This is a genomic window from Branchiibius cervicis (assembly GCF_042661605.1).
Classification (GTDB): domain Bacteria; phylum Actinomycetota; class Actinomycetes; order Actinomycetales; family Dermatophilaceae; genus Branchiibius; species Branchiibius cervicis.
Window position 1 is genome coordinate 3,490,011 of the sequence record NZ_JBHSWJ010000002.1, and the last position, 25,319, is coordinate 3,515,329.

27 protein-coding genes and 1 pseudogene are annotated in these 25,319 nt (G+C 67.3%); 12 read left to right on the plus strand and 16 right to left on the minus strand.

The features are described 5' to 3' along the window. Nucleotides 1-97: 97 nt before the first annotated feature. Nucleotides 98-724 (minus strand): AAA family ATPase, encoded by a 627-nt coding sequence (locus tag ACFQBT_RS18065; RefSeq protein WP_377824862.1) that lies wholly within the window; start codon nt 722-724, stop codon nt 98-100. 148 nt (nt 725-872) lie between these two features. Here ACFQBT_RS18065 and ACFQBT_RS18070 point away from each other — a divergent pair, with 148 nt between their 5' ends. The 4 genes from ACFQBT_RS18070 to pgi are packed head-to-tail and all read left to right on the plus strand — an operon-like array spanning nt 873 to nt 4,357. After that, nucleotides 873-1,484, plus strand: coding sequence for a nucleoside deaminase (locus ACFQBT_RS18070; protein WP_377824864.1), 612 nt, complete (start codon nt 873-875; stop codon nt 1,482-1,484). 41 nt (nt 1,485-1,525) lie between these two features. Further along, entirely contained in the window at nt 1,526-2,179 is a 654-nt protein-coding gene (locus ACFQBT_RS18075; RefSeq protein ID WP_377824866.1) for a 4a-hydroxytetrahydrobiopterin dehydratase, read from the plus strand. Continuing rightward, a complete protein-coding gene (locus ACFQBT_RS18080; protein ID WP_377824868.1) occupies nt 2,176-2,658 on the plus strand; it encodes a DUF3995 domain-containing protein in 483 nt (160 codons plus the stop codon). Before ACFQBT_RS18075 ends, ACFQBT_RS18080 begins: the two co-directional genes overlap by 4 nt. A 25-nt stretch (nt 2,659-2,683) precedes the next feature. Then, complete coding sequence (pgi, locus tag ACFQBT_RS18085) at nt 2,684-4,357, plus strand: glucose-6-phosphate isomerase (protein WP_377824870.1); 1,674 nt, start codon at nt 2,684-2,686, stop codon at nt 4,355-4,357. On the opposite strand, the gene ACFQBT_RS18090 is transcribed toward pgi, so the two are convergent. Beyond that, the gene (locus ACFQBT_RS18090) at nt 4,263-5,048 is read right to left on the minus strand and encodes an SLAC1 family transporter (protein ID WP_377824872.1); all 786 of its coding nucleotides are present in this window, start codon (nt 5,046-5,048) and stop codon (nt 4,263-4,265) included. The genes pgi and ACFQBT_RS18090 overlap by 95 nt on opposite strands. Then, entirely contained in the window at nt 4,994-5,434 is a 441-nt protein-coding gene (locus ACFQBT_RS18095; RefSeq protein WP_377824874.1) for an SLAC1 family transporter, read from the minus strand. The genes ACFQBT_RS18090 and ACFQBT_RS18095 overlap by 55 nt, the downstream gene beginning before the upstream one ends. Before the next feature lie 120 nt (nt 5,435-5,554). Between ACFQBT_RS18095 and ACFQBT_RS18100 the strand changes: the two genes are divergently transcribed. Then, complete coding sequence (locus ACFQBT_RS18100) at nt 5,555-6,472, plus strand: LysR family transcriptional regulator (RefSeq protein WP_377824876.1); 918 nt, start codon at nt 5,555-5,557, stop codon at nt 6,470-6,472. Here the strand turns inward: ACFQBT_RS18100 and ACFQBT_RS18105 are convergent. From ACFQBT_RS18105 to ACFQBT_RS18115, 3 genes are all read right to left on the minus strand, one after another. Beyond that, nucleotides 6,465-8,183 carry a glycerol-3-phosphate dehydrogenase/oxidase gene (locus tag ACFQBT_RS18105; protein ID WP_377824878.1) on the minus strand — a complete coding sequence of 573 codons (1,719 nt, stop codon included), beginning with the start codon at nt 8,181-8,183 and terminating at the stop codon, nt 6,465-6,467. The genes ACFQBT_RS18100 and ACFQBT_RS18105 overlap by 8 nt on opposite strands. A 96-nt stretch (nt 8,184-8,279) precedes the next feature. After that, nucleotides 8,280-9,803, minus strand: a complete 1,524-nt coding sequence (glpK, locus tag ACFQBT_RS18110) for a glycerol kinase GlpK (protein WP_377824880.1) — start codon at nt 9,801-9,803, stop codon at nt 8,280-8,282. Between the two features lie 28 nt (nt 9,804-9,831). Next, entirely contained in the window at nt 9,832-10,644 is an 813-nt protein-coding gene (locus ACFQBT_RS18115) for an MIP/aquaporin family protein (protein ID WP_377824882.1), read from the minus strand. Nucleotides 10,645-10,847: 203 nt separating this feature from the next. Here ACFQBT_RS18115 and ACFQBT_RS18120 point away from each other — a divergent pair. The 3 genes and pseudogenes from ACFQBT_RS18120 to ACFQBT_RS18130 form a co-directional block, all read left to right on the plus strand. Next, a pseudogene (locus tag ACFQBT_RS18120) lies at nt 10,848-11,447 on the plus strand (IclR family transcriptional regulator); the annotation flags it as partial. Between the two features lie 40 nt (nt 11,448-11,487). Next, complete coding sequence (gene glpK, locus ACFQBT_RS18125; protein WP_377824884.1) at nt 11,488-13,077, plus strand: glycerol kinase GlpK; 1,590 nt, start codon at nt 11,488-11,490, stop codon at nt 13,075-13,077. 119 nt (nt 13,078-13,196) lie between these two features. Further along, a complete protein-coding gene (locus ACFQBT_RS18130; RefSeq protein ID WP_377824886.1) occupies nt 13,197-14,855 on the plus strand; it encodes an APC family permease in 1,659 nt (552 codons plus the stop codon). On the opposite strand, the gene ACFQBT_RS18135 is transcribed toward ACFQBT_RS18130, so the two are convergent. From ACFQBT_RS18135 to ACFQBT_RS18145, 3 genes are read right to left on the minus strand one after another with little or no spacing between them, the layout of a single operon-like run. Continuing rightward, a complete protein-coding gene (locus ACFQBT_RS18135) occupies nt 14,856-15,404 on the minus strand; it encodes a hypothetical protein (protein WP_377824888.1) in 549 nt (182 codons plus the stop codon). Between the two features lie 55 nt (nt 15,405-15,459). Then, entirely contained in the window at nt 15,460-16,350 is an 891-nt protein-coding gene (locus ACFQBT_RS18140; protein ID WP_377824889.1) for an NYN domain-containing protein, read from the minus strand. A 13-nt stretch (nt 16,351-16,363) separates the two neighbouring features. Next, entirely contained in the window at nt 16,364-16,747 is a 384-nt protein-coding gene (locus tag ACFQBT_RS18145; protein ID WP_377824890.1) for a barstar family protein, read from the minus strand. Between the two features lie 49 nt (nt 16,748-16,796). Here ACFQBT_RS18145 and ACFQBT_RS18150 point away from each other — a divergent pair, with 49 nt between their 5' ends. Then, complete coding sequence (locus ACFQBT_RS18150; protein WP_377824892.1) at nt 16,797-17,591, plus strand: endonuclease/exonuclease/phosphatase family protein; 795 nt, start codon at nt 16,797-16,799, stop codon at nt 17,589-17,591. Here the strand turns inward: ACFQBT_RS18150 and ACFQBT_RS18155 are convergent. Further along, nucleotides 17,575-18,582: a hypothetical protein gene (locus ACFQBT_RS18155; RefSeq protein WP_377824894.1), complete on the minus strand. Its 1,008-nt coding sequence runs from the start codon at nt 18,580-18,582 to the stop codon at nt 17,575-17,577. The two genes, ACFQBT_RS18150 and ACFQBT_RS18155, sit on opposite strands and share 17 nt — an antisense overlap. Nucleotides 18,583-18,736: 154 nt before the next feature. Between ACFQBT_RS18155 and ACFQBT_RS18160 the strand changes: the two genes are divergently transcribed. Both ACFQBT_RS18160 and ACFQBT_RS18165 read left to right on the plus strand, forming a co-directional pair. Beyond that, complete coding sequence (locus tag ACFQBT_RS18160) at nt 18,737-18,895, plus strand: hypothetical protein (RefSeq protein ID WP_291524317.1); 159 nt, start codon at nt 18,737-18,739, stop codon at nt 18,893-18,895. A gap of 123 nt (nt 18,896-19,018) precedes the next feature. Continuing rightward, complete coding sequence (locus ACFQBT_RS18165) at nt 19,019-20,548, plus strand: SLC13 family permease (protein WP_377824896.1); 1,530 nt, start codon at nt 19,019-19,021, stop codon at nt 20,546-20,548. 4 nt (nt 20,549-20,552) lie between these two features. On the opposite strand, the gene ACFQBT_RS18170 is transcribed toward ACFQBT_RS18165, so the two are convergent. The 4 genes from ACFQBT_RS18170 to ACFQBT_RS18185 form a co-directional block, all read right to left on the minus strand. Next, nucleotides 20,553-21,497 (minus strand): aldo/keto reductase, encoded by a 945-nt coding sequence (locus tag ACFQBT_RS18170; RefSeq protein WP_377824898.1) that lies wholly within the window; start codon nt 21,495-21,497, stop codon nt 20,553-20,555. Between the two features lie 9 nt (nt 21,498-21,506). Continuing rightward, on the minus strand, nt 21,507-22,133 hold the full coding sequence (locus ACFQBT_RS18175) for a uracil-DNA glycosylase (RefSeq protein WP_377824899.1): 627 nt from the start codon (nt 22,131-22,133) through the stop codon (nt 21,507-21,509). A gap of 38 nt (nt 22,134-22,171) precedes the next feature. Beyond that, entirely contained in the window at nt 22,172-22,333 is a 162-nt protein-coding gene (locus tag ACFQBT_RS18180) for a hypothetical protein (protein WP_377824900.1), read from the minus strand. A gap of 256 nt (nt 22,334-22,589) precedes the next feature. Further along, nucleotides 22,590-23,030 (minus strand): hypothetical protein, encoded by a 441-nt coding sequence (locus tag ACFQBT_RS18185; RefSeq protein WP_377824901.1) that lies wholly within the window; start codon nt 23,028-23,030, stop codon nt 22,590-22,592. Nucleotides 23,031-23,263: 233 nt separating this feature from the next. Here ACFQBT_RS18185 and ACFQBT_RS18190 point away from each other — a divergent pair, with 233 nt between their 5' ends. Continuing rightward, complete coding sequence (locus ACFQBT_RS18190; protein ID WP_377824902.1) at nt 23,264-23,686, plus strand: DUF427 domain-containing protein; 423 nt, start codon at nt 23,264-23,266, stop codon at nt 23,684-23,686. Here the strand turns inward: ACFQBT_RS18190 and ACFQBT_RS18195 are convergent. Both ACFQBT_RS18195 and ACFQBT_RS18200 read right to left on the minus strand, forming a co-directional pair. Further along, the gene (locus tag ACFQBT_RS18195; RefSeq protein WP_377824904.1) at nt 23,650-24,498 is read right to left on the minus strand and encodes an acyl-CoA thioester hydrolase/BAAT C-terminal domain-containing protein; all 849 of its coding nucleotides are present in this window, start codon (nt 24,496-24,498) and stop codon (nt 23,650-23,652) included. The two genes, ACFQBT_RS18190 and ACFQBT_RS18195, sit on opposite strands and share 37 nt — an antisense overlap. A gap of 114 nt (nt 24,499-24,612) precedes the next feature. Then, a complete protein-coding gene (locus ACFQBT_RS18200) occupies nt 24,613-25,185 on the minus strand; it encodes a hypothetical protein (RefSeq protein WP_377824906.1) in 573 nt (190 codons plus the stop codon). Nucleotides 25,186-25,319 lie beyond the last annotated feature (134 nt).

Sequence of the window (25,319 nt, forward strand, 5' to 3'; positions counted from 1 at the left end):
CCTGGAAGCCGACGAGCCTCGAAGTGGCCTGACAGCACGCCGATGGGGGTAGGCGGCAAAGCCGGGTGTTCGGGGCGAAGCGCTTCATCGCCGCCCTTCACCGATGCGTGCCACTCCGCCGGGATGAGACCGCGGGTTCCCACTCAAGCACTTGAGCGACAAGGGCTTCTTCGCTAGCCGCACTGTCCAGCCTGAGGACGGGTTGCTGGCGATCGGCCAGCCACGCCTCGTGCACCACGCGGCTTCGTCCCTCGAATGACGGGTCGTCATACCCAGCTGCCCAGTCCATGAATGCCTCCCAGGCTCCCACATCGAACGGCTTGCCGACACGGCGACGAACCTCCCGTGCCTCAAGGCGTCGCAGCCTCTCGGCAGGATCCAGCGTTAGGAACACGATGGCGTCGCATTGGTCGACGACCGCTTCGCCCCAGCCCACCATTGATCCTGATAACACCCATGCCTCGCGCGGTGTGAACACGCTGCGCATCAGATCCAAGCGATCAGCCTCCGTCCGTTTCTGCGTGTACGGAGGATTCGTCGGCACCCAGAAATAGTCATCCGCATCGGCATGAGGCACAGACCAGCGATTGGCCAAAGCCCTTGCCAACGTGGTGGTTCCAGCACCACTGGCACCCATGACGTGCACCTTGCATCGCATCACGGCGAAATCCTCCCAGAGCCGAGCCAACGTCTGAGGCGATGCCAAGAAGGCAACGGCAGCCATCGTTTAACGCACTGGCGACCCGAAGTACACAGACACGACCTGTCCTCGGGGTTCGCGTCGTTCTCCTTGCGCCTCCGGTTCCGGTCAACCACATCGCCCATGTTCCACTTATCGGAAAGATGATTCCGGAATCCGGTAGATTGCCATTATGGACGGTGCCCAGCTGACCCGCTTGCTCGATGTCATCGAGACCGAGGTCGTCCCGCTGACCCGCGCCGGAGTCACCGCCGGCAACAAGCTCTTCGGCGCCGCGATCCTGCACCAGGACGACTTATCCCTGGTCATCGCCGCGACCAACAACGAGATCGACAACCCGTTGTGGCACGGGGAGATCCACGCCATCAAGAAGTTCTACGAACTGCCCGCCGCGGAGCGACCAAGCCCTCAGGACTGCGTCTTCCTGGCCACCCACGAACCCTGCTCGCTATGCCTGTCCGGCATCACCTGGTCCGGCTTCGACAACTTCAGCTACTTCTTCAGCCACCAGGACTCCGCCGACTCGTTCGCGATCCCCTACGACATCCAGATCCTCAAGGCCGTGTACGCCGTCCCCGACCCCGACCGCTCGCAAGCCGCCCCGGATCGCGACCTCTACAACCGGACCAACGCCTACTTCACCAGCACCGACCTGGCCGCGAAGGTGCGCGAGTCCGGCGACGCCGAGTTGATGGCGAGGGCGCAACGTCTGCACACGACGTACGACGAGTTGTCGCAGATCTATCAGGCAGGCAAAGGCGACAAGGGCATCCCGCTGAGCTGACCGGGGTTCCCCAGCCCGGCCGAAGTCGCCACGATGAAGGCGTGACCACTCTCAACGGACAGCAGATCTCCGAACTCGGCCTCACCGGATGGGCCTACTTGCCCTACCCGGCCGGTGGCCTGATGACCCGGGTCCGGACCGGCGATTTCGTGACCGGGTTGGCCTTGGTGAATGCGATCGGTGAGCGTGCGGAAGCGGCCAATCACCATCCGGATCTCGACCTGCGCTACGACCACCTGGACATCCGCCTGATCTCCCACGACGAGAAGGGGATCACCCAGCGCGACGTCGAACTTGCCCGCCAGATCATCGAGCTGGCCAAGGACCTCCCGCTCGAACCCGCCGTCACCAAGGTCGAGTGGGCGCTGGACACCCCTGACGGCGGCCGGGTCAGCCCGTTCTGGGCGGCCGTCCTCGGCCTGCCCGACCAGGGCAACGAGGAGCTGGTCGACGACTCAGGAGCGCTGCCGTCGCTGTGGTACCAACCCTCCGGCTCCGACGAACCTCGTCAGCGCTGGCATCCGGACATCTGGGTCGAGGCCGCCCAGGCCAAGGACCGGCTGCGCGCCGCACTCGCCGCCGGCGGCACCATGGTCTCTGACGAGGAAGCACCCAGCTTCTGGATCGTGGCCGACCACGACGGCAACCAGGCCTGCATCTGCACCTGGCAGGACCGCGCGGCAATGACCGGATGACCCACGGTCGGCCGGCGTTCGCCATCGCGGCGATCTGCGGGTTGGTGCACGCCACCGTGAGCGCCTATTGGGCGGCGGGCGGTACGGCGCTGCTCGCCACCCTGGGCCAGACCATCCTCAGCACCGTCGGAGACCGCACCTGGCTACTCTGGCCGATCGCCGCCCTCAAGGCCCTCGCTGCCGCCCTTCCCCTCCTCTTCCAGCGGACCGGTTGGCCGCCTCTCACCCGGACCATCGGCTGGGCGGCCGGCATCGTGCTCGTGCTGTGGGGCGGCGTCAACACCGTGACGGGCAACCTGGTGCTCAGCGGAATCATCTCTCCCGCAGGTGGATACGACCATGAGGCAATGATCGGCCACGCCCGGCTGTGGGATCCCCTCTTCCTGATCTGGGGGCTGGCCCTTCTGACCGGCCTGTGGCACACCCGGGCGCCTGGTCGGCGTACGGCGATGATCACTAATGTTCAAAGCAAGGGATAGTCGACGACCACCGTGGGAGACCTTCATGAGCACTCCGATCGACGCGACGCAGACCGCCGCCTGGAACCAACTGCTGGAACTCAAGGAGAACTTCTCCTTGAACCTCCGCGAGGCATTCGCGGAGGATCCCGAGCGAGCCAAGCGCTTCACGTTCACCGCCGGTGACCTGTTCGTCGACCTGTCCAAGAACCTCATCACCGACGATGTCCTCGCAGCCCTGGTGGCACTGGGTGACGAAGTCGGTCTCGAGGCCCGCCGCGACGCGATGTTCGCCGGCGAGAAGATCAACGTCACCGAGGACCGGGCCGTCCTGCACACCGCGTTGCGGGCACCTGCCGAGGCCGTGATCGAGGTGGATGGCCACAACGTCGTCCCGGACGTCCACGAGGTACTGAACAAGGTCTTCGCGTTCGCCGACAAGGTCCGCAGCGGTGAATGGAAGGGCGTCACCGGCAAGCGGATCGAAACCGTCGTCAACATCGGCATCGGCGGCTCGGACCTCGGCCCGGTCATGGTCTATGAAGCGCTGAAACCGTATGTGCAAGAAGGGCTTTCCTGCCGATTCATCTCCAACATCGACCCGACCGACGCCTACGAGAAGACCGCGGACCTCGATCCGGAGACGACCCTGTTCATCGTCGCCTCCAAGACCTTCAGCACTCTCGAGACGCTCACCAACGCCCGGCTGGCCCGGACCTGGCTGCTCGAGGGTCTGCTGGCCAGCGGCGCGATCGAGGACGAAGAGGCCGCTCGCAAGGAGGCCATCGAAAAACATTTCGTCGCCGTTTCCACGGCCCTGGACAAGGTCGAGGAGTTCGGTATCGACCCGCAGAACGCCTTCGGCTTCTGGGACTGGGTCGGTGGCCGCTACTCCGTCGACTCTGCGATCGGGACCTCGGTCGCCGTGGCCATCGGCCCGCAGCATTTCCGCGACTTCCTCGCCGGCTTCCGCACCATCGACGAGCACTTCAAGAACACACCCCTGGCGGCCAACGTGCCGGCACTGATGGGCCTGCTGAACGTCTGGTACTCAAACTTCTTCGATGCCCAGTCGCACGTCGTGCTGCCCTACGCGCAGTACCTGCACCGGTTCCCGGCGTACCTGCAGCAGTTGACGATGGAGTCCAACGGCAAGAGCGTTCGCTACGACGGCAGCGACGTCACCACGACCACGGGCGAGATCTTCTGGGGTGAGCCGGGCACCAACGGCCAGCACGCGTTCTACCAGCTGATCCACCAGGGAACCAGGATCATCCCGGCCGATTTCATCGCCTTCGTGAATCCTGCGCACGACCTGAAGGACGGTGACGAGGACGTGCACGAGCTGTTCCTGGCCAACTTCTTCGCGCAGACCGCGGCGCTGGCGTTCGGCAAGACCGCCGACGAGGTACGCGCCGAAGGAACGCCCGAGAGCATCGTGCCCGCAAGAGTTTTCAGCGGCGACCGCCCGACGACCTCGATCATGGCTCCTGCCCTGACGCCCTCCGCCGTCGGCCAACTCATCGCGCTCTATGAGCACATCACCTTCACCGAGGGCACGGTCTGGGGCATCGACAGTTTCGACCAGTGGGGTGTGGAGCTCGGCAAGCAACTGGCCAAGCAGGTCACGCCGGCGGTCGGCGGCGACGAAGCGGCACTGGCGAAACAGGATCAGTCGACGCAGTCGCTGGTGCGCTACTACCGAGCGCTGCGCCGGTAGTCGCCGGGGCCACCCGCGCCGTCGTCACCGCACGGATAGTCGCCCTCGCGCACAGCGTCCAGGTGCCTGCCAGGACCGCTAGCGCGAGCCAGCCGAGTACGACGATCCACCCCTGCCCGGTCTGCGTGCCGAGCAGGTGGGCGCCGAGACTGAGGGTGCCGATCGGGAAGGTCAGTGACCACCAGGTGGGCGCGAACGGCATCTGCGCGCGGAAACCGCGGACCGTCGTTTGCGCGGCGATCCCGATCACCGGTACGCCGATCAGCAACATCGCGTACCCGTAACCGTGCGCAATGCTCATCGCCCGGCCCTCCGCCAGCGGTGGCTTCGCGGCGAGGGCGACTGCTGCCGCGGTCGATTGCCCCACGACACCCAGCGGGATCCAGCTCGTCGCGCTCGCTTCGACCGGGATGGCCGCGACGCGCAGATGGTGGTGGTACGCCGCGCCGAAGATGACCGCGGCCAAGATCCCGGCGATGACGAATCCGGCAACCGCCACCCACCACACCAGTGGGTGCCACGGCGCCGGCAGAAGCGGTGCGAGCGTGGCCCCGGCGGTCGCGGTCACCATGGGCGGCACGACCGGCAGCCCCCAGGTCATCGCCGGCCGGCCCCGGTCGCACCGCAGGAGCGCGATCATGAAGCCGATGGCGGTCGCGAATCCGATGACCGTCCCGACGCTCCAGAGCACCGCGTCGACCCACTGCCCGACGGCGGCGACCGAATCCCCTGGCCGACGGCGACCTTCAGCGTCGCCGAGCCCACCGACAGGATGCCCATCGACACGGTTCCCCAGGCCGCCGCGCCGGCCGGTCCGGTCCATGACGCCCGCAACTCGCGCGGATCGCGACAGCAACGGGCAACGAACGCGCCTCCGAGTCCGAGCAACAACGCCCACGCGAGCATCAGCAGCGCAAGTGCGGCCACCCCGCCGATCGGCGTACGTCCGAGGTGTAGTTCGACCAGCAGCGCGAGGATTCCGGTACCCATCACACTGGAAAACCACGCCGGGCCCGCAGGCGGCAACGACGCAACTTGTGGAACGCGATTCACCTCGTCGGAGCGATTCCGAGTCACACCCGTTCCAAAAGTCGAGGGGGAGCAGCGGCCTTCACAACCTCAGCCTGTCGCGGCGGGAGCGCGTCCGGTAGCGGCTCGTTCCGGTGCAGCTACAAACAAACCTTGTAGGCTGGCGCAGTGAGCTCCTCAGAGCTGTCGCACGTGCCCGACCTCGCCCAGCTCCAGGCCGTGCTCGCAGTAGCACGCGACGGCAGCATGACGACGGCGGCCCGGCGCCTCGGGATCAGTCAGCAAGCCGTCAGCGAGCGGATCCGGACGGCTGAGCGGACCCTCGGCATACCTGTCTTCGAGCGCACCGCACGCGGCGTCCGGCTCACCGCGCAGGGCGGTGTCGTCATCGACTGGGCCACCGACATCCTGACCGCCGCCGAGAACCTCGACCACGGGGTACGCACGCTGGGTGCTGCCGGCCGCCGATCCGTGGCGGTGGCGGCGAGCAACACGGTCTCCGAGTGCCTCCTGCCCGGTTGGGCGAGCCGTTTGCGCACCGTGGACCCGCAGGTGCGACTGCACGTCCTGCCCGGCAACTCCCACCAAGTGGTCCACGAAGTGTCCAGCGGCACGGCGCAACTGGGCTTCGTGGAGTCACCCCGGGTTCCGCGCACGGTCCGCTCACGCGTGATCGCTCACGACCGGTTGGTCGCTGTGGTCGCGCCGGACCATCCGTGGGCCGCTCGCAGCAGACCGGTCCCGGTCGCGGAACTCACCACCACGCCACTCGTCCTGCGCGAATCCGGTTCGGGCACAAGAGCGTTCCTCGAAAACGCGGTGGGAGCCCTCGCCGAGGCGGCTGCCGTGCTGCCGTCCACGGCCGCCGTACGTGACGCAGTCATCACCCTCGGCGCGCCCGCGGTCCTGTCCTCGCTGGCGGTCAGCCGCGACGTCGAGACCGGGCGACTGATCGCGGTCGAAGTCGCGGGCACGAGCCTGCGCCGCGCGCTGCGTGCCGTCTGGCACCCGAGCAGCCCGCCGCGGGGCCCGGCCGCAGACCTGTTGTCGATCGCGGCCGGGCGCCACCCGGCGGCTCTCAGCTGATCGGCACCACGTCCGAAGCGCCCATCCGGGCCGCGTCGGCCGTGGCGTCGTCGGGCATCCGCTGGCTCTCCAGCTCGGCCTCAACCCGCTTGCGGTAGTGATCGATCTCGTTGTCGCGCTGCTCCTCGCTCCAGCCGAGCACCCTGCCCATCAGGTCGGCCGCTTCCTCGCACGCCCCGGTGCCACGGTCGAAGGTCTCGATCGACAACCGGGTACGCCGTGCCAGGACGTCGTCCAGGTGCCGCGCCCCCTCGTGGGTAACGGCGTAGACCACCTCGGCCCGCAGATAATCGGTGCCGCCGGTCAGCGGCTCCTTCAGCGACGGGTCGTCCTGGGTGGGCTCCAGCACCTCGTGGATCAACGAGCCGTACCGGTTGAGCAGGTGCTCGATCCACACTTCGTGCAGACCGTATTTGTCCGCGAGCACGTTGCGACCGTTCATCAGCGCCGGGTATCCCTCGGCACCCAGCAACGGCACGTTCTGCGTCGTCGAGTCCGGGATGGCCCGGTCGAACTGGGCGTTCAGCCCGAACACCGCCTCATCGACCGCGTCCTTGGCCATCACCCGGTACGTCGTGTACTTGCCCCCGGCGATGACCACCAGACCCGGGGCCGGGTGACCGACCGCGTGCTCGCGGGACAGCTTGCTGGTCGCCTCGGACTCGCCGGCGAGCAGGGGCCGCAGACCGGCGTACACGCCCTGCACGTCGTCCTTGGTGATCGGCGTCTCCAGCACGGTGTTGACGTGCTCGAGCAGGTACTCGATGTCGCGCTCGCTGGCGGCAGGATGCGCTTTGTCCAGGTCCCAGTCGGTGTCCGTGGTGCCGATGATCCAGTGCGCACCCCATGGGATGACGAAGAGCACGGACTTCTCGGTGCGCAGGATCAGCCCGACGTCACCGCGGATGCGGTCCTTCGGGACCACCAGGTGGATGCCCTTGCTGGCGCGCACATGGAACTGCCCGCGGGAGCCGGCCATCGACTGGGTCTCGTCGGTCCACACACCGGTCGCGTTGACGACCTGCTTTGCGCGGACGGTGAATTCGCGGTCCGACTCGAGGTCGTGGATGACCGCGCCGGTCACCCGCTCACCCTCCTTGATCAGGTTGACCACCCGCGCCCGGGTGACGACATGTGCGCCGTACGCCGCGGCCGTGCGAGCCACGAACATCGTGTGGCGGGCGTCATCGACCTGGGCGTCGTAGTAGCGCAGCGCGCCGGTCAGCGCGTCCTTGCGCAGCGACGGGAACTGCTTGCGCGCCCCGGAACGGGTCAGGTGCTTGTGCAGCGGTACGCCGGCCTTACCGGACAGGCGGCTCATCGCGTCGTACATCGCGACACCGGTGCCGGCGTAGGCGCGCTCCCACACGTGGTGCTGCAGCGGGTAGAGGAAGGCCACAGGATGCACCAGGTGCGGAGCGATCTTCTGCAGCAGCAGACCGCGCTCGGTCAACGCTTCGGCAACCAATCGGAAGTCGAGCATTTCCAGGTAGCGCAGCCCACCGTGGATGAGCTTGCTGGACCGGCTCGAGGTGCCGGAAGCCAGGTCACGCGCCTCCACCAGGCCGACGCTCAAGCCGCGGGTGGCGGCGTCCAGGGCGCTACCGGCACCGACGACACCGCCGCCGATGACCAGAATGTCCAGCTCCTGCTGCGACATCGCCTCGATCGAGTCTTCCCGGAACTGTGGTGACAGGGCGATCGCTCTCATGGTTCAAGCCTCTCAGATATTGGTGAACGCGCCACCCGGCCCCGGGGTGACGCGACGGCGCCGGGACCCGCAATGACGCGGGCCCCGGCGGTGGTGTCAGTCTCCGTCGACGTCAACCCAGTTCAGCGTGCGGTCGATGGCCTTGCGCCAACCGACGTATCCGTCGGCACGCTGCTGGTCGTTCCAGTTCGGCTTCCAGTGCTTGCCCTCGTGCCAGTTGGCGCGCAACTCGTCGGTGTCCTTCCAGAAACCGACGGCCAGACCCGCGGCGTAGGCCGCACCCAGGCACGTGGTCTCGGCCAGCACCGGACGGCTCACCTCGACCCCCAGGATGTCGGACTGGATCTGCATGCACAGGTTGTTGGCGGTGACGCCGCCGTCGACCTTGAGCACCTCCAGCTTCACCCCGGAGTCCTTCTCCATGGCGTCGGCCACGTCCTTGCTCTGGTAGCAGATCGCTTCGAGCGTGGCCCGCGCCAGGTGGGCGTTGGTGTTGTAGCGGGACAGGCCCACGATCACACCGCGGGCGTCCGAGCGCCAGTACGGCGCGAACAGGCCGGAGAACGCCGGCACGAAGTAAACGCCGCCGTTGTCCTCGACCTGCCCGGCCAGGCGCTCGGTGTCGGCCGCACCGGAGATGATGCCGAGCTGGTCACGCAGCCATTGCACGGCTGAGCCGGTCACCGCGATCGAACCCTCGAGCGCGTAGATCGGCTTGTCGTTGCCGAAGCGGTAGCAGACCGTGGTCAGCAGACCGGCCTTGCTGCGCACCAGCTCCTCACCGGTGTTGAGCAGCATGAAGTTGCCCGTGCCGTAAGTGTTCTTGGCCTCACCCGGGGCGAAACACACCTGACCGACCGTGGCGGCCTGCTGGTCACCGAGCACGCCGGTGATCGGGACCTCGGCGTGGAACGGCCCGTGCGGGTCGGTGACGCCGTACGCCGACGCGTCCGAAGACGACACGATTTCCGGCAGCATCGCCCTGGGGATGTTGAAGAGCGCGAGCAACTCGTCGTCCCACTGGCAGGTCTCCAGGTCCATCAGCATCGTGCGGCTGGCGTTGGTCACATCGGTGACGTGCCGTCCGCCGTCGGTGCCACCGGTGAGGTTCCAGGTCACCCAGCAGTCCGTCGTACCGAAGATGGCGTCGCCCTTCTCCGCGGCTTCGCGCAACCCCTTGACGTTCTCCAGCAGCCACTGGATCTTGCCGCCCGAGAAGTACGTCGCCGGCGGCAGACCAGCGCGCTCGCGGATCAGGTCGCCGTGACCCTCGCGCTCGAGCCGGCTGGCGATCCGGTCGGTGCGGGTGTCCTGCCAGACGATGGCGTTGTAGTACGGGCGCCCGGTCCTCTTGTTCCACACCACGGTGGTCTCGCGCTGGTTGGTGATGCCCACCGCGGCGAGGTCGCTGGCCGTGATGTTGGCCTTGCCCATCGCGGTCTGGATGACCGAGCTGGTGCGCTCCCAGATCTCGATCGGGTCATGCTCCACCCAACCGGCCTGCGGCATGATCTGCTCGTGCTCCAACTGGTGGCGCGCGACCTCCTCGCCGTCGTGGTTGAAGATCATGAACCGGGTGCTGGTCGTGCCTTGGTCTACTGCTCCTACGTAGTCAGCCATCTGCTCTCTCCTTTGAAAGTCGGTTGTTTCACTCGTTGGGAAGCGGCTCGCCCGCGGCCTCGGCCTCGGGTTCTGCCTCTTCCATGGCGTCGATGCCGCGATCGATCAGCAGCTTGAACAGTCCGCCACCGACGAGGCCGCCGATGATGGGCGCGACGATCGGCAACCAGAAGTAGTAGTTGCCGCCCGGTTCCTTCATCGCCGTGCTGTAACCGGTGATCCAGGACGCCAGACGCGGGCCGAAGTCACGCGCCGGGTTGATGGCGTAGCCGGCGTTCGCACCCCAGGCCATACCGATCGCGACCACGAGCAAACCGACCAGCAGCGGGCCCAGGTTGGACAGCGGCGGGTTGTTGCGCGCGTTGGTGAGCGCGAAGATCACGAAGACCAGGATGGCCGTACCGACGATCTGGTCGAAGAACGCCGTGGTCATGGTCACATGGGTGCCGGGCAGGGTCGAGAAGATCCCCTGGGTCTTGAACGTGTGGCCGGGGTCGATGGCGTTGATCAGATCGGCGTAGGTGAACCGCACGATGATCGCGGCCACGAAGGCACCCGCGGTCTGGGCCAGGGAGTAGGGCAGCACCTTCTTCCAGGAGAAGCCCTGGAACGCCGCCAGTGCGACGGTCACCGCCGGGTTCAGGTGCGCACCGGAGATCCGGGCGGACACGTAAACACCGAGCGTGACGCCCAGGCCCCAGGCCCAGGCGATGGAATCGTGGTCACCCAGTGCGCCGTTGCCGGTGACGACCTGCGCCACCACACCGACACCGAACAGGATGAGGATGCACGTGCCGGCGAACTCCGCGAGGAGTTCCCAGGTCAACGTATCTTTCTTCATGGGGCAGGTCCTTTCGTCGCCTCGTTGCGATGTGGATCACACAACCCTGCTGGCCATCGCAAAGCCAGAGCAGCCGTTCGACATACGCGAACGATGATTCGCTCATGTCGAACGGCTTAGAATGAACTGTGCCCGCGCCCATCCAGTCGATCGAGCGAGCGGCGAACGTGCTGCATCTGCTCGCCGCCGCGACCGAACCGGTGATGCTGGGGGAATTGGCGCGCATGCTGGATCTGCCCAAGCCGACGGTGCACGGCATCGTGCGCACGCTGGTCGACGTGGGTTTCGTGGCCCAGGAGCCGGAGACCGGCCGCTATTTGATCGGTGCCGGCCTGGCCCGGTTGGGGCAGACCCTCGATCCCCATCTGCTGCGCTCCCGGGCCGCCAACCGGGCCGACCAACTCGCCGCGACCACCGGCCTGGAGGTGCAGTTGGGAGTCCTCAGCGGCAACGGCGTGCTGCTGCTGCATCACGTCTTCCGGCCCGACGGCTCACCGCAACGGTTGCGGATCGACGAACGCCAACCGTTGCACGCCACCGCACTGGGCCAGGTGCTTCTCGCGTTCTCATCGGCGGCCGGCCGGTTGCACACCCTGGAGTTGCACCCGTTCACCGCGACCACGATCACCAGCCGGACCCAGCTGGCCCGCACCATGTCCCAGGTCCGGCGCCAGGGGTACGCCGTGGCGGACGGCACACTGACCCCGGGAGTGGCCGCGGTGGCGGCGCCGATCCTGCACTACGCAGGAGTCGGTGTCGGCGCGCTGGCGGTCGTCGGGAGGTCCGCGCGGATGCTCGACTCCGGCGGCCGGCCCCGCGAGCGCCTCCCCGAGCGTGTCGTCGATGCAGCCACTGCCATCTCCTCACCCTGCAGGAGCGCTTGTGAACGCCCGGTACGTCGCCGCCCTCGACCAGGGCACCACCTCCACCCGGTGCATGATCTTCGACCAGCGCGGCCGGATGGTGACGGTCGCCCAGCACGAGCAGCGGCAGTTCTTCCCCCAGCCGGGTTGGGCGGAGCACGACGCCGAGGAGATCCTGGCCAACACCCTGCGGGTCCTGCCGGAGGCGCTGCGCTCTGCCGGTCTGCTGACGACGGACATCGCCGCTCTGGGCATCGCCAACCAACGCGAGACGACCGTCGTGTGGGACCGCATCACCGGCAAGCCGCTGGCCCCGGCCATCACGTGGCAGGACACCCGGTCCAGCCAGATCGTCGCCGAGTTGCAGCGCGGGCCGCACCGGGCACTGTTCGAAGAGATCTGCGGCCTCGCCCCTGCTGGCTACTTCGCCGCGCCGCGGCTGCGCTGGTTGCTGGACCACGTACCCGGCCTGGCCCGCCGGGCTCGATCCGGCGAGGTCGCCTTCGGCACGATGGACAGTTGGCTGACCTGGCAGCTGACCGGTGGCCCGGACGGCGGAGTGCACGTGACCGACGTCACCAACGCCAGCCGGACCATGCTGATGAACATCCGCACCCTGGAATGGGATCAGCGCCTGCTGGATGCCCTCGACATCCCGGCGCAGATGCTGCCCGAGATCCGCCCCAACGCCCAGGTGTGGGGCACGTGCGTCTCCGGGATGCCGGGCGTGCCGCTGGGCGGAGCCCTCGGCGACCAACAGGCGGCGCTCTTCGGCGAGACGTGCTTCGACGCGGGCGAGGCCAAATGCACCTACGGCACAGGCGCTTTCGTGCTCACCAACACCGGTGACCGGCTGATCGCATCCCGGCACGGTCTCATCTCGACCGTCGCCTACTCCCTGGCCGGGCAGCCGCCGGTCTATGCGATCGAGGGGTCGATCGCGGTCGCCGGCGCGTTGGTGCAGTGGTTCCGTGACGCGCTGGAGATGATCGACTCGGCGCCGCAGATCGAGACCCTTGCCCGGCAGGTGGACAGCACCGGAGGGTGTTACATCGTGCCGGCGTTCGCCGGTCTCTTCGCTCCGCATTGGCGCCCGGAGGCGCGCGGCGTGATCGTCGGCCTCACGTCGTACGTCAAGAAGGCGCACCTGGCCCGGGCGGTCCTGGAGGCGACAGCGTGGCAGACCGCCGAAGTGGTCGACGCGATGAACGCCGATACCGGGCTGGCCATCACCAGCCTCAAGGTGGATGGTGGCATGACCGCCAATCACCTTCTGATGCAGATGGTTGCCGACTTCCTGGGGATTCCCGTCGAACGCACCCTGGTCTCGGAGAGCGTGTCGCTCGGCGCCGCGTACGCCGCGGGGCTGGCCGTGGGGTACTGGCCGGACCTGGAGGGGTTGCGCCGTAACTGGCATCGCGCCGGCCGGTGGGAGCCGGGCATGACGGAGGGACTGCGGCGGCGGCGACGTGCCGAATGGGATCGCGCGGTGGAGCACACGCTGGGCTGGACGCGGGAGGACGAGGACGAGCTCGACACCGGGTTCGACCGCGACCCGCTGCTTCACTGACCCCACCCACTCGGGTGGGCGTGAGGTTCGTGCCCGAGGTAACGCACGGCGTACGTTGGCACGATGCCCACTTTCATAGCGAAACGAAGCACTCGCGCCCAGCCTGCCCGGTGGTCGGTATGACAGCACAGGACGCCTCCTCCGCAACCGGTCAGCAACCGACCCTGAAACGACATGTGGGCGTCGTCGGATTGCTCTTCGCCAGCGTGGGGTCGATCATCGGCTCGGGCTGGCTCTTCGGGGCGCTGAACGCCTCCCAGCAGGCCGGGCCGGCCGCGACGATCTCCTGGGCCTTCGGGGCGCTGCTGATCTTGTTCATCGCGCTGTGTTACGCCGAACTGGGCACGATGTTCCCGCTCACCGGCGGGGTCGTGCGCTTCCCCCACATGGCCTTCGGCAACCTGGCCAGCTTCGCGGGCGGCTGGATCACCTACATCGCGGTGGGGACCACGGCGCCCATCGAAGTCGAAGCGGCACTGCAGTACGGCACGAAGTACGCCCCGTTCACGACGCCGCACACCGTCGACGGGCAGACCGTGCACACCTTGACCGGACTGGGTTATGCGACAGCGGTCGTCCTCATGGCCCTCTTCGTGGTCATCAACTATTTCGGCGTCCGCTGGTTCGCGCGCATCAACAACGTGCTGGTGTCGTGGAAGCTGTTCATCATCGTCGCCGTCATCGCGGCGTTCTTCTTCGCCGCCTTCCACGGGGACAACTTCACCTCCTACGGTTTCACCCCCTCGGGCTGGCACGGTGTCTTCACCGCGGTCGCGACAAGCGGAATCGTCTTCTCCTATCTGGGTTTCCGTCAAGGAATCGAGCTGGCCGGAGAGACCGACAACCCCAAACGCAACGTGCCACTGGCCGTCATCGGATCGGTGCTGATCACTGCCGTGATCTACGTCCTGCTGCAGGTCGCGTTCATTGGTGCCCTGCCCGGCGACACCCTGGCGACGTCGCACGGGTGGGCCAATCTGTCCTTCGCCAACGACTTCGGACCGCTCGCGGCGCTCGCCACCATCCTGGGCCTGGGGTGGCTGTCGGTCCTGCTCTACATCGACGCGATCGTGTCCCCCGGCGACACCGGTCTGATCTACACCACCGTCACCGCACGCATCTCGTTCGCGATGGCTCGCAACGGCAACGCCCCCAAGGCCCTTGCGCGTACGACGAGCCGGGGAGCCCCGCTGATCGGGCTGATCCTGGCCTTCATCATCGGGCTGATCGCCTTCCTGCCGTTCCCCAGTTGGCAGCAGTTGGTCGGCTTCATCACCTCGGCCACCGTCTTGTCCTTCGCCTCGGGTCCCCTGGTGCTGGTCGCCCTGCGCAAACAGGTTCCCGACCATGAACGACCCTTCCGCCTGCCCGGCGGCCACGTGATCCCGTTCCTGGCCTTCTGGGGATCGAACTTGATCGTCTACTGGTCGGGGTGGAGCACGGTGTGGAAGCTGATGGTCGCCGTGGTCCTGGGGTTCGTGCTGCTGCTCGTGTTCGCGGCAACCGGCGGTCTGCACGAAAAGCGACTCGATGCCCGCGCCGGGCTGTGGGTGGTGCCCTGGCTGGTGTGCCTGACGATCGTCTCCTACCTGGGCGACTACGACGGCGGCCGTGCGGTGCTGGGCTTCGGGACGGCCATCCCGGTCCTGCTCGTGATCTCCGCGGTCATCTACCTGATGGCGTTCCGCCTGCGCCTGTCACCGGAGCAGGCACAGGCATACATCGAGGAATCGATGCACGAAGCGCAGGTCGACGACGAGCAACTCAGCAGTCCCTGATCACCGCTGGTCAGGGTGACGGGGGTATTCCTGTGTGGGGTACTGCCCCTGCTGCGGGGGTCCGTAGGCGCCCGGCTGCTGCTGGGCGTAGCGGGGCGCAGCCTGTTGCTGGGCGGCCAGGTAGGTCTGCCGGTTGAGTGCGTCAGCGCGCTCGCGATCAAAACGGTTCACCTGCTTGGTGAGCCAGTAGATCGCCAGGTGGATCGCCCACGCGACGATCGCATAGACGAGCATCGCGAACAGCACGGAGGTGTCGAGCACGGCGTTGTGCTGACCGTTGGCGCTGGAGGTGAGATCGACGCTGGGGAAGATGCCCCGGAAGGGTTCCATCGCCCGCTCCATCGAGCGGTAGACCCACCGCACGAAACTGGCTTCCTGACTGGCGCCGAACAGCTGCAGGATGAACCCGAGACCGAGAACGATCTCGACGACGATCACGTAGGCGTAGGCCAGGTAGGCCAGCACCCGCCCGAAGGTCAGCAGGTAGCGCTTCTCCTTCGGCGGCTCTTCAACGAGGCTGGCCGGCGGCGGGGTACTCGGCTGGGACACGGGTAACTCCTCGATCGATACGGGCTGCTACCCCTGCCACCCTAACCAGGGGGCCTCAGTGCCCCGGTCTCAACCGGACGGTGCGGCTGTGGTGGTCCTCTTTGAGCTCGGCGATGGAGCTGCGGGTCTTCACGAACTCCGAGAACGAGGTCACACCGAAATTCTTCTCGTTGAAGGAGGGATCCATCCGCTTCATCTGGCTCTTCACCTCACCGGCGTTGAACCACTCGGAGTCCGGATCCTTCTCGCGCAGGATTCGCAACGCGCGCAACAACAACCGCGTCGCCTGGCGGGCACTGAGTTGCGCGTCCTCCTTGTCCTCGTCCTCGGTGGCCGGGGTACCTTTCGCCCGCGAACCGGACTTCTTCGCCGGCGGCTCGGCGATGTCCTGCTCGTCCCGCTCGCGGTCGGACAGTCCGGGCAGGTTGTCGTAGGTCACCAATTCGTCGACGGCCGCTGCCAGGGACCGACTGGTGGCGCCGGCGACCCCCACGGCCACTACGTAGCGGCCCATCCGCTTGAGGCGTTGTGCGAGCGGGATGTAGTCCGAATCGCCCGCGACCAGGACGACGGTCGCCACCGACGGCATGCGGGCCATGTCCTCCAACGCGTCGACGGCCAGCCGGATGTCAGCACCGTTCTTCGAGCCCGATGCGGGGAAGAGCTGGATCAGGTCGACGGCCCGGTCGACCAGTTGTTTGCGGTAGTGGACGTTCGCCGGGACCGACCAGTCGGCGTACGCCCGGGTCAGTGCGAGTCGGCCGAAGGAGGAGGCGAAGTCGAGGATCGCGTGAAGGTCCACCTCCGCGGCAGCCACGCGGGCGACCTCGAAACCCTTGTCCCGGTCCCGCCAGAACGAGCCCTTGCCGTGCACCTGGTCGTAGCGGGAGATCACCACATTGTCGAAGTCGATGTAGACGGCAACGGCGGCACTGGGCTCGGGCATGTCACCGAGTCTGTCAGGCCAGTGTCAGCCCGACGCGCGGATGGTCGGCGAAGACCTCCAGGATCAGCTCGAAGTAGGTCTTGCCGGTGCCGGCCTCCAGGTCACGCAGTTGCTGCCGGATCAGGGCCTGGTCGAACGGTCCGTCCAGCTTGGCGGTCAACCAGGCCCGGGTGGCATCGGTGCCGAGTGCCGTTCTGCTCTGCTGGTGGTCGCACCAGAGGAACTGCGGATGTTCGTCACCGGCCAGAGCGCCGATACCGCCGTACAGCAGGTCGTTCAGCCCGTCCAGACTGGCGCCGAGCCGCCAGTCCTCGTCGGCCATCACCAGCCGGTTCAACTCGCCGTAGAAGTCATCGATGCCGTGGATGCGGGCACCCTCGATCCGGTAGGTCGCCATACCGACCATCGTCGGCCATCGACGCCGCAGCCTTCGCTACGCTCGCCGGATGGCCGGGTCGATCCGGATCGTCAGCCTCAACGTGTCGGCTCCCGGCGAGCGCCGGGTGCCCGGATTGTTGCGGTGGCTTGCGGGTCAGGACGCCGCGGTTCTGGTGCTGACCGAGACTCGCAGCGGGGCCGGTCACCGGCTGCTGTGCGCTGGGCTTCGGGACCTGGGCTTCACCCTGCACGACGCGCATCCGCCCGCAGGCGGCCGCGGCGTACTGGTGGCCACGTCCGTGCCGACCGTGCCTGCCGATGACCCGTACGCCGATCTGTCCGGTCGCGCGATCCGCGTGCGGTTGGCGGACGAAACGGGGCCCGTCGACGTCGTGGCGATCTACGGGCCGTCCTCGCCACCCCACGGCATCCCACCGGATCGAAAAGCTCTGGCGCGCAAGGAGTCCTGGCTGCTCGCGTGCATGACGACGCTGGAGGAGTCCTGGCCGGCCCCGGAGGCCGCCGGCAGTCTGCTGATCGGAGACCTCAACGTCATCCCGCCGGACCACCAGCCCCTCTACGGGTCCACGAAGCTCTTCGAGTACGAATTCTTCTACCGGCTGATCACCGAACTGCACCTGACCGACCTGACCAGCCAGGTGGCAAGCGCCGACTACACCCACACGTGGGTCAGCCATCAGGGCCACGGCTACCGGTTCGATCACGCACTGTGCGATCAGCCGTTGGCCGCTCGGGTCACCGAGTGCGCGTTCGACCACGAGCCGAGACTCACCGGAATCACCGACCACAGCGCCATCCGGGTGGTGCTCGACCGAGCGGGCCCGGTCAGGGCAGGGTGGTGATGGTTCCCGCGGACTGTAGGGCGTCGTACGCCGGGCCGCCGGGGAAGTACGCCGGGTTGTCCGCGCCGTCGGCGAAGCCGGTCAGCCATCCGGTCGTCAGGCTCCGAACGGCGTTGGTGTTGTCCGGTTTCGGGGTGCCGCAGACCAGGTTGAACAACGCGGTGTTGTCCGTGCCGTAGATGTCCTGGTGCACCCCCGTGCTGATCTGGGCGCCGTGGAAGCGGCCCGGCAGGCTGCTGATCAGTTGCTGCGTGCCGCTCTGATCGGCGTTGCAGGAGTTCTTGGGACTGGCCAGCGCGTAGACGGGCACTCCGGTCGGCGCGAGCGCGCTCAGCCCGGTCGCCAGGTTCGACCCGGCCGGTGAGGCCACCGGGTCCTCCAGGACCAGCCCCTTGAGCTGGGCGAACACGCCAGGGTAGGCGCTGCGCAGCCGGCCGGCGACGTAGCTGACCGCCTCGCCGCCCGCGGAGTGACCGACGAAGGCCAGCGACTGCGGCATCGCCAGATCCGCCCGGCCCGCGGTGGCTCGCGCCGCGCGGAAGGAGGCGTTCAGCGCACCGCTGCCGGTGTCCTTCGTGCCGAAGAGAGTGGCGATGTTGTTCAGGTACGCCGTGTTGTTGCCGATGTTGTTGACCGTGCAGCCGAAGAGGTCGGCCGACGGCAGGGTCGTCGCTGCGACGAGGAATCCGCGGTCGGCCAGTTGGCGTGCGTAGCCGGCGTACAGGGCCTTGTTCTCGGCGAACCCGTGCTGCAGCCACACCAGCGCCTTGGCGTTGCCGGACGGGAAGTACCAGTCGACCGGCGTCTGGTAGGTCAGGAAGGCGCACCGGGTGGCCACGGTGCCCGTGACGACCGGGGGTGTGGTGGCGGCGCGCGCCGTCGGCGCCCAGCCCACCGCCCCAACGGCGAGCAGACCCGCCAAGGCGAGGATCGACGTACGTCGAGGGGCGGCTGACCGGCGACGGACAGGGGACGTGAACAACGGGCGCATAAGCGCGAGTGTGCCCGATCCGGCGGCGTGGTTCCTGCGGGTGGCGACTAATTGGTTCCTTCTTCGTAGGTTGGGTGGCTGCTGTCCGGTCGCGGGGGAACGACCGACCGGGTGGCTTCCTTCGTTCGTTCCTTCACCCCGGAAAGGGTTTTTCATGTCCCCGTGGCTCGCACTCGTCGTCATCGGCGTCATCCTGCTCATCGTCGGTTTCGCCGGAGTCGGCAAAATCCTCATCTGGATCGGCGTCGCCGTCCTGGTCGTCGGTGCCGTTCTGACCCTGCTCGGCCGGGGTCGCAGCAGCATCAACCGGTAACGCCGTCGGCAAACGCCCCTTCGCGGCCGCCCTTCGGTGGATCGCGGAGGGGCGTGCTGTCATCCTGGGCGTCTGGACCGTCCCAGTCGGAGGTGTGAGATCGCGGCGAGCACGACGACGTTCGTGATCCTCATCGCTGCCGTCGTCATCTTCATCTGGAACAAACTGCCGCCGTCGGTGGTCGCGCTCAGCGTGGCGCTGGCGCTCTACCTGACCGGAGTGCTCACCCTCCATCAGACGGTCGCCGGTTTCGGCGATCCGCTGATCATCTACATCGCGAGCCTCTTCGTCATCAGCGAGGCGTTGGACGCGACCGGGGTGACGGCCTTCGCCGGCCAGCAACTCATGGCGCGCACCGGCACCAACCCGCGCTCCGTCGTACTCGCACTCATGCTCCTGGTGGCCCTCCTGACCGCGATCATCAGCGTCAACGGGTCGGTCGCCGCACTCGTGCCGGTCGGGGTCATCCTCGCCACGCGGATCGGCAAACCGCCCTCGAAGCTGTTGATGCCGATGGCGTTCGCGGCGCACGCGGGGTCGCTGCTGACGCTGCTGGGTAGCCCGATCAACCTGTTCGTCTCCGAGTTCTCCCAGGAGTCGGGCGACCGTCCCTTCGGCTTCTTCGAGTTCGCGCTGGCCGGGATCCCACTGGTGGTGGGCACCTTCGCGATGAACCTCTTCCTGGGGCCCAAGGTGCTGCCGGACCGAACCCCGAGGGATGCACCCAACGACCTGAGCCGGTACGCCGAGTTGATGGCCCGCGAGTACGACCTGGCCGACGACGATGCGGCCGTTTCCTACCACCAGGGGCTGCAGGAGATCGTGATCCCGCCGCGCTCGTCGTTCATCGGCGAACACGTCTACGTGGGGATGCCGATGCAGGGCGAGGACCTCTTCGTGATGGCGTTGCGGCGAGGTGATGCAGCGTTGGAGAACGGGCAGTTGCAAGCGGGCGACGTCCTGGTGGTCCGCGGCGGATGGTCGGCGTTGGATCAGCACCTCGCGGAACCCGATGTCGTGAATGTGGCTGAGCCGGAGCAGGTTCGGCGCCAGAGCGGCCGGTTCGGACCGCGCACCTATCTCACGCTGGCCATTGTCGTGCCGATGTGCGTACTACTCGCCGCGGGCGTCGCTCCCCCGGCGATCATCGTGCTCGCGGCGGCGGTGTTGCTGGTGGGGTTGAAGGCGTTGTCGCGCGAGCAGGCGCAGGGTGCGATCCAGTTGCCGACCTTGATCACGATCGCGGGGATGATCCCGTTGTCAACCGCGATCCAGACCAGCGGCGCGGCCGACCAGATCTCCGACCGGTTGGTCTCGGCGTTCGGGGATTCGCCGCGGCTGCTGTTGATCGGGGTGGTCGTGGTGGTGTTGATCCTCGGGCAGTTCATCAGCAACCTGGCGACGGCGCTGATCGTCGCCCCGATCGCGGTCGCGGTCGCGCAGAACACCCACACCTCGCCGTTGCCGATGCTGATGGCGATCGCGGTGGCTGCGGCCGCGGCGTTCCTGACGCCGGTGGCCACGCCCGCGAATCTGATGATCCAGGAGCCGGCCGGGTATCGCTTCGGCGACTACTGGCGGTTGGGCCTGCCGAACCTCATTTTCTTCGGCCTGATCGCCGCGTTCGTCGTGCCGGTGATCTGGCCGTTCTGAGCTGCTAGGCCCACGCACGCTGCGAGCGTGCCGCCCAGTACTCCCGGGGATCTTCCTTCGCGACCATCAGCGTGTCGATCTGACTCGGCGACAGAGGGATTGACGCCGCGGCGACGTTCTCCTCGACCTGCGATCCGGTGACCGCGCCGGAGAGCACGTGCCCGAGCCACGGCTGCGCGGCCACGGCAGCGAACGCGGCCTGGTGCAGCGGTATCCCGAGATCGGTGGCGGCACCCTGCAGCTCGGGCGAATCCCCGTCGACCAGACGGCCGTTGGCCAGGGCTTCCTTGACCACGACATGCACTCCGGCGTCGGCTGCCTCCTGCAGCGCCGGTCCGACGGAGGGTTCGAGCAGATTCCACGTGGACTGCACGACCCGGAAGAGGGGGTCACCGCCGCGCGTGATGGTGATGGCCTGGCGGACGACATCACCCTGTCGAGGTCCTGAGGTGGAAAAGCCGACCCGAACTCCGTTGTCCCGCAATGCTGCCAATGCATCGAGCAGCGGCTCGTCGGTGAGCGCCGGACTATCCGGGGTCAGGGAGTGGACTTGGTAGACGTCGACGTGGCTGCCCAGTTCGTGCTGGGTTGCGGCCCACTGCTCCTGGAAGGCCGCCAGCGAATGATCCTTGCGCTCATGGGTTTCCGCGGTCATCTCCCAGTCACCCACGTACCGGTAGCCCCACTTCGAAGCGACCGTCACATCGCTGACGCCCGGACGGGAGGCCAGCCAACTGGCCAGGAAACTTTCGGACACGCCGTACGACCGGGCGCAGTCGACGTACCGCACACCCGCTGCGTACGCCGCGTCCAGGACCTCCGCGGTCCGCTCGCGCATCTGCTCGACGCTGCGGTGCCCACCCAGATCCTGGCCGCGACCGGACGTGATGTACGCCGGTCGGCCCAGGGCTGCCAGACCCAACCCGACCCTGTCCGCACCTGTGATCATCTGCGCCTCCTATCCGTGCTCCGCGAGTTGCGTTGCGCGAGCGATGATTTCATCGAACATGGCATGCGTCAGCCGGCCGGTATAGGTGTTGTGCGGCGACGGGTGGTAGCAACCGATCAGGTGTAGACCGCCGACGGTTGCCTGCGCGCCGTGGCCGAACTTCGGTCGGGGTCGGGGGATGTCGATACCTGCAGCGGCGAGCGCCGTGAGCGCGGCCGACCACCCGATGGCTCCGAGACACAACACCACCTGCGCGGTGGGCAGGACGAGTTGCAGCTCGCGGGCGACCCAGGGGGCGCACGTGCCCATCTCGGACGTCGTCGGCTTGTTCTTCGGCGGCGCGCATCGCACTGGGTTGAGCAGACGGACACCGGTCAACCGCTGCCCGTCGCCGGCGTTGTCGGAGGTCGGCAGCGCGGCCAGCCCGGCGCGATACAGCGCCTGGAAGAGCCATGCGGCAGAGGGATCGCCGGTGAAGTTGCGGCCGGTCCGGTTGCCGCCGTGCGCAGCAGGAGCCAGGCCGAACGCCAGCAACCATGGGCGGGTATCACCGAACCCGGCGACCGGTCGTCCCCAATAGGGCTGATCGGCGTAGGCAGCCTTCTTGACCTGCGCGCAGTGTTCGCGCCAGGTCACCAGGCGCGGACAGGCACGGCAGACGGTCAGCCGGGCACTCAGGTCGGTGAGGTCGCGGGCGTCAGCCGCCGATCGGCGTACGTCGATGGCGGACTGGGCCTGCGGCGTCCCGGGGTGGCGTGGTCGCCCGGCCAGCCGTCACCCGGGGTCGCCGGCGAGGTCATCAATACGCCGGTGACGGGGTGCGGCAGCCGTTCCACCCGGCCGAGGTTACTCGTGGGGGCGAATGCAGACCCAACTGGAGTTCATCCACATGAGCTCGACACCCAGGGTCGGCTCGGAGAGCCCCAATTGATTTCCGCCACAACGGTGTACGACGCGGGCGTCGCCTGTGGGGACGACTACGCGGGTCGCGGTGACTGCCGAACCTCGACGCGGATAGCGTGCAAACCGAGGGCAACGTCGCCGCCAGCCGCCTCGTCTGGGCTGCCGTCGACGACGCCGACTGACCGACGTTCAGGTGTCGTACTCGTAGCCATCCCACGGTTCGTAGTAGCAAATGAAGTCGCCTGGTTCGATGTTGACGGTGGCCGTTCCTTCGAAGACCTCGAACCGCCAGCCGAACTCGACACCGTCCACTGTGCGCAGGAACGGAGCCACCTCGATGGGCTCCAACACGTACTTGCCCAATTGCTTCAGGCGCGTTTGCACCACCTCGTCGCCGTCGACGCCGGGAGCAGCCTGTCCTGGCGGCACATTGCTCGGCCGGGTAAGGGAGTCGACCTGGACGCTGTCGAAGGCGCCGTCCGCCGTCCAGAGGAAGAGACCGACATAGGAAGCGTCTGCGGTGTAGAGCTCGTCGCTGAGGAAGAACTTGCGACCGTCTCCGGCGGTCCCGGCATAGGGAACGTGATAGTCGTCCGGACGGATGGTGATCCGGTTTGGCGCTCCGGGCATGGTTATATTCCTGTCTTGCGCAGGGGTCGTCGTCGATGAAGCGACAACCGGGGATGACGTTGATCGCGCGGTCGGACGTGGCGCCGGAGTCACTGCTCTGGTTTCCCGCTGGGTTCCGCATGCGGTGAGAAGCGCCAGAGGGACCGCACCGATGAACGCGCGTCGTCGCATCGCAGGGCCGGCGCCTGGAACCATGCTTCATCCAACCAGAACGTGGGGAATGAGGTGGGCCGATGCCGGTGTTGTCGATGATGACGCCGAAGAATCGAGGGATGCACATGACTGCCCAGCCCAAGCTTGAACCCGGCCCGGACCACCCGATCACCGTTGAACCCGAAAAGCAGCGTGTAACAGTCCGATTCGACGGCCGGGTGATCGCATCCAGCACATCGAGTGTGCGACTGGCCGAAGCGTCGTACCCGTCGGTCCAGTACATCCCGCGAGCAGACGTGGATCCCGACGTACTCACCGACAGCGACCACTCGACGTACTGCCCCTACAAGGGGACGGCTCGCTACCACGGCCTGCGTAGCGCGGACGGGGCGGTCGCGGCGGACAAGGTGTGGTTCTACCCCGAGCCCTACGACGCGGTGTCACCGATCGCCGATCACCTGGCCTTCTACCCCGACGCGGTGGACATCTCCGTCGAGGGCTGACCCGGTCGGAGAACGTCCTGGATTACTTCCCAGGCGGTCTCACCCAATCGCCGGTCGGCGGCGGGCGAGCCGCCACGCCGCATTCGTATGCCGACTTCGACGAAAGCCTCGCCGGGCAGGATGGTGCGATGGCCGGCCTCTGGGTCGGTGACCAGGTCGGTTGCCAGCCCGTGCTGTGAACGGGTCGCCGCGATCGCTTCGGCCTGAGCGACGGCCGGCCACACCTGGTCATCGCCCCCGGCCACGAGCACTACCCTCGGGATTCGCTCGACGGGAATCGTTGCAGCGCGGATCCTTTCGGCGAATCGCCGGCGCGAAGCCTCGTACAGGCCGCGAAAAACGGGCGGATCGTCGTCCGGTTCCCAGTCGTCGACGAACGGCACCCACGGGAGCGGTTGACCATCGAGGGTCCAGTGCGACGTAACCCGGCCCTCGTGGGTGACCCCGGACCAGACCACGTCGCTGGGGGCGAAGGCCACGACTGCGTCGACCCGCTCGGACAGAGCGCCGGCGAGCAGCGCTGCCTCCGACCCGAACGACGTTCCGAAGACCAGGACACGATCAGCGCTTTCGGCGAGTGCATCAATCCGTCGGAGAAACAACTCGATGGGGACTTCCCACGGTCCAGGCTGCTGCCGGGCACCACCGAACCAGCGGATGGACTCGGTAAGCACGCCACGCGCGGCCAGCACCCGCGCCCGGTCGCGATCGACCCGCCCGCTCGAGCCCGCCAGCACCAGGGCGGCCGACCCCGTCGGCTTGTCCGGCACGAAGCGGACACCCTCGACCTCAGTCAGCGCCTCCTCGATCACCGACGAAGTCTGTCATCCGTCCGCGGCTGGATCCGAGCATCAGGTAACGCCGTGAGCGGCCGGATCGAATCGGCGCGACGCGATGCCAGGTCCGTTCGGGTTGCCGATGCAGGCTCAGCCGGCAGCGGGCTGCGGCTGCTGGCTGGGGTCCTCGACCTTCATCGACACGGGAATCCCGGCGGATGCCGTGGCCCAATCCTCGGAAGCAAAGAACTCCTTGGTCGCCCCGACCTCGACTTTCTGGGTGCTGACGTTGCCGCCGGCCCAGTGCACTCCCGTCGCACTCGCCGGAATCCGGTCGTACAGCCTTTCCTGCATTTCCTGGAGTTGTTCCGCGGAGTACTGGACCTTGAACGCCGCGATACCTTCTTGTTTCATCACGTCCCGCTGCGACGTCGTGGTGTAGTAGCCCACGATCCGCTGGTTCGCCGAATCGAGCACGAAGTTGTCGGTACTGATCCCCAGGACTTTGGCGACTTTCTCGATCGTCGCCCCCGCCTTGTTCTGGAAGTCTATCTGCGCAGCATCGGGACTGGTGGTCGGAACCACGATCGTGGGCAGCGGCTCAGGCGACAGCTGAGTCGACCAGGTCGGACCGCCCGCTTGTGCAGCCGCGCAACCGGCCAGCAAGACACCAGCGACCGCGGACCCGACCAGGCTTGTTACGGCCGGCCTCATAGTCTTCATGAATACTCCTATGAACGGCGCGTAGCGGTAGACCGACGCTACTCCGGAGCGCCGGGCGAACCTGGCTACGGCGACCGAACGATGCGTGATCGTTAAGTGGTTCCGATGACCCACCTCGCCCGGCGGGTTCAGCA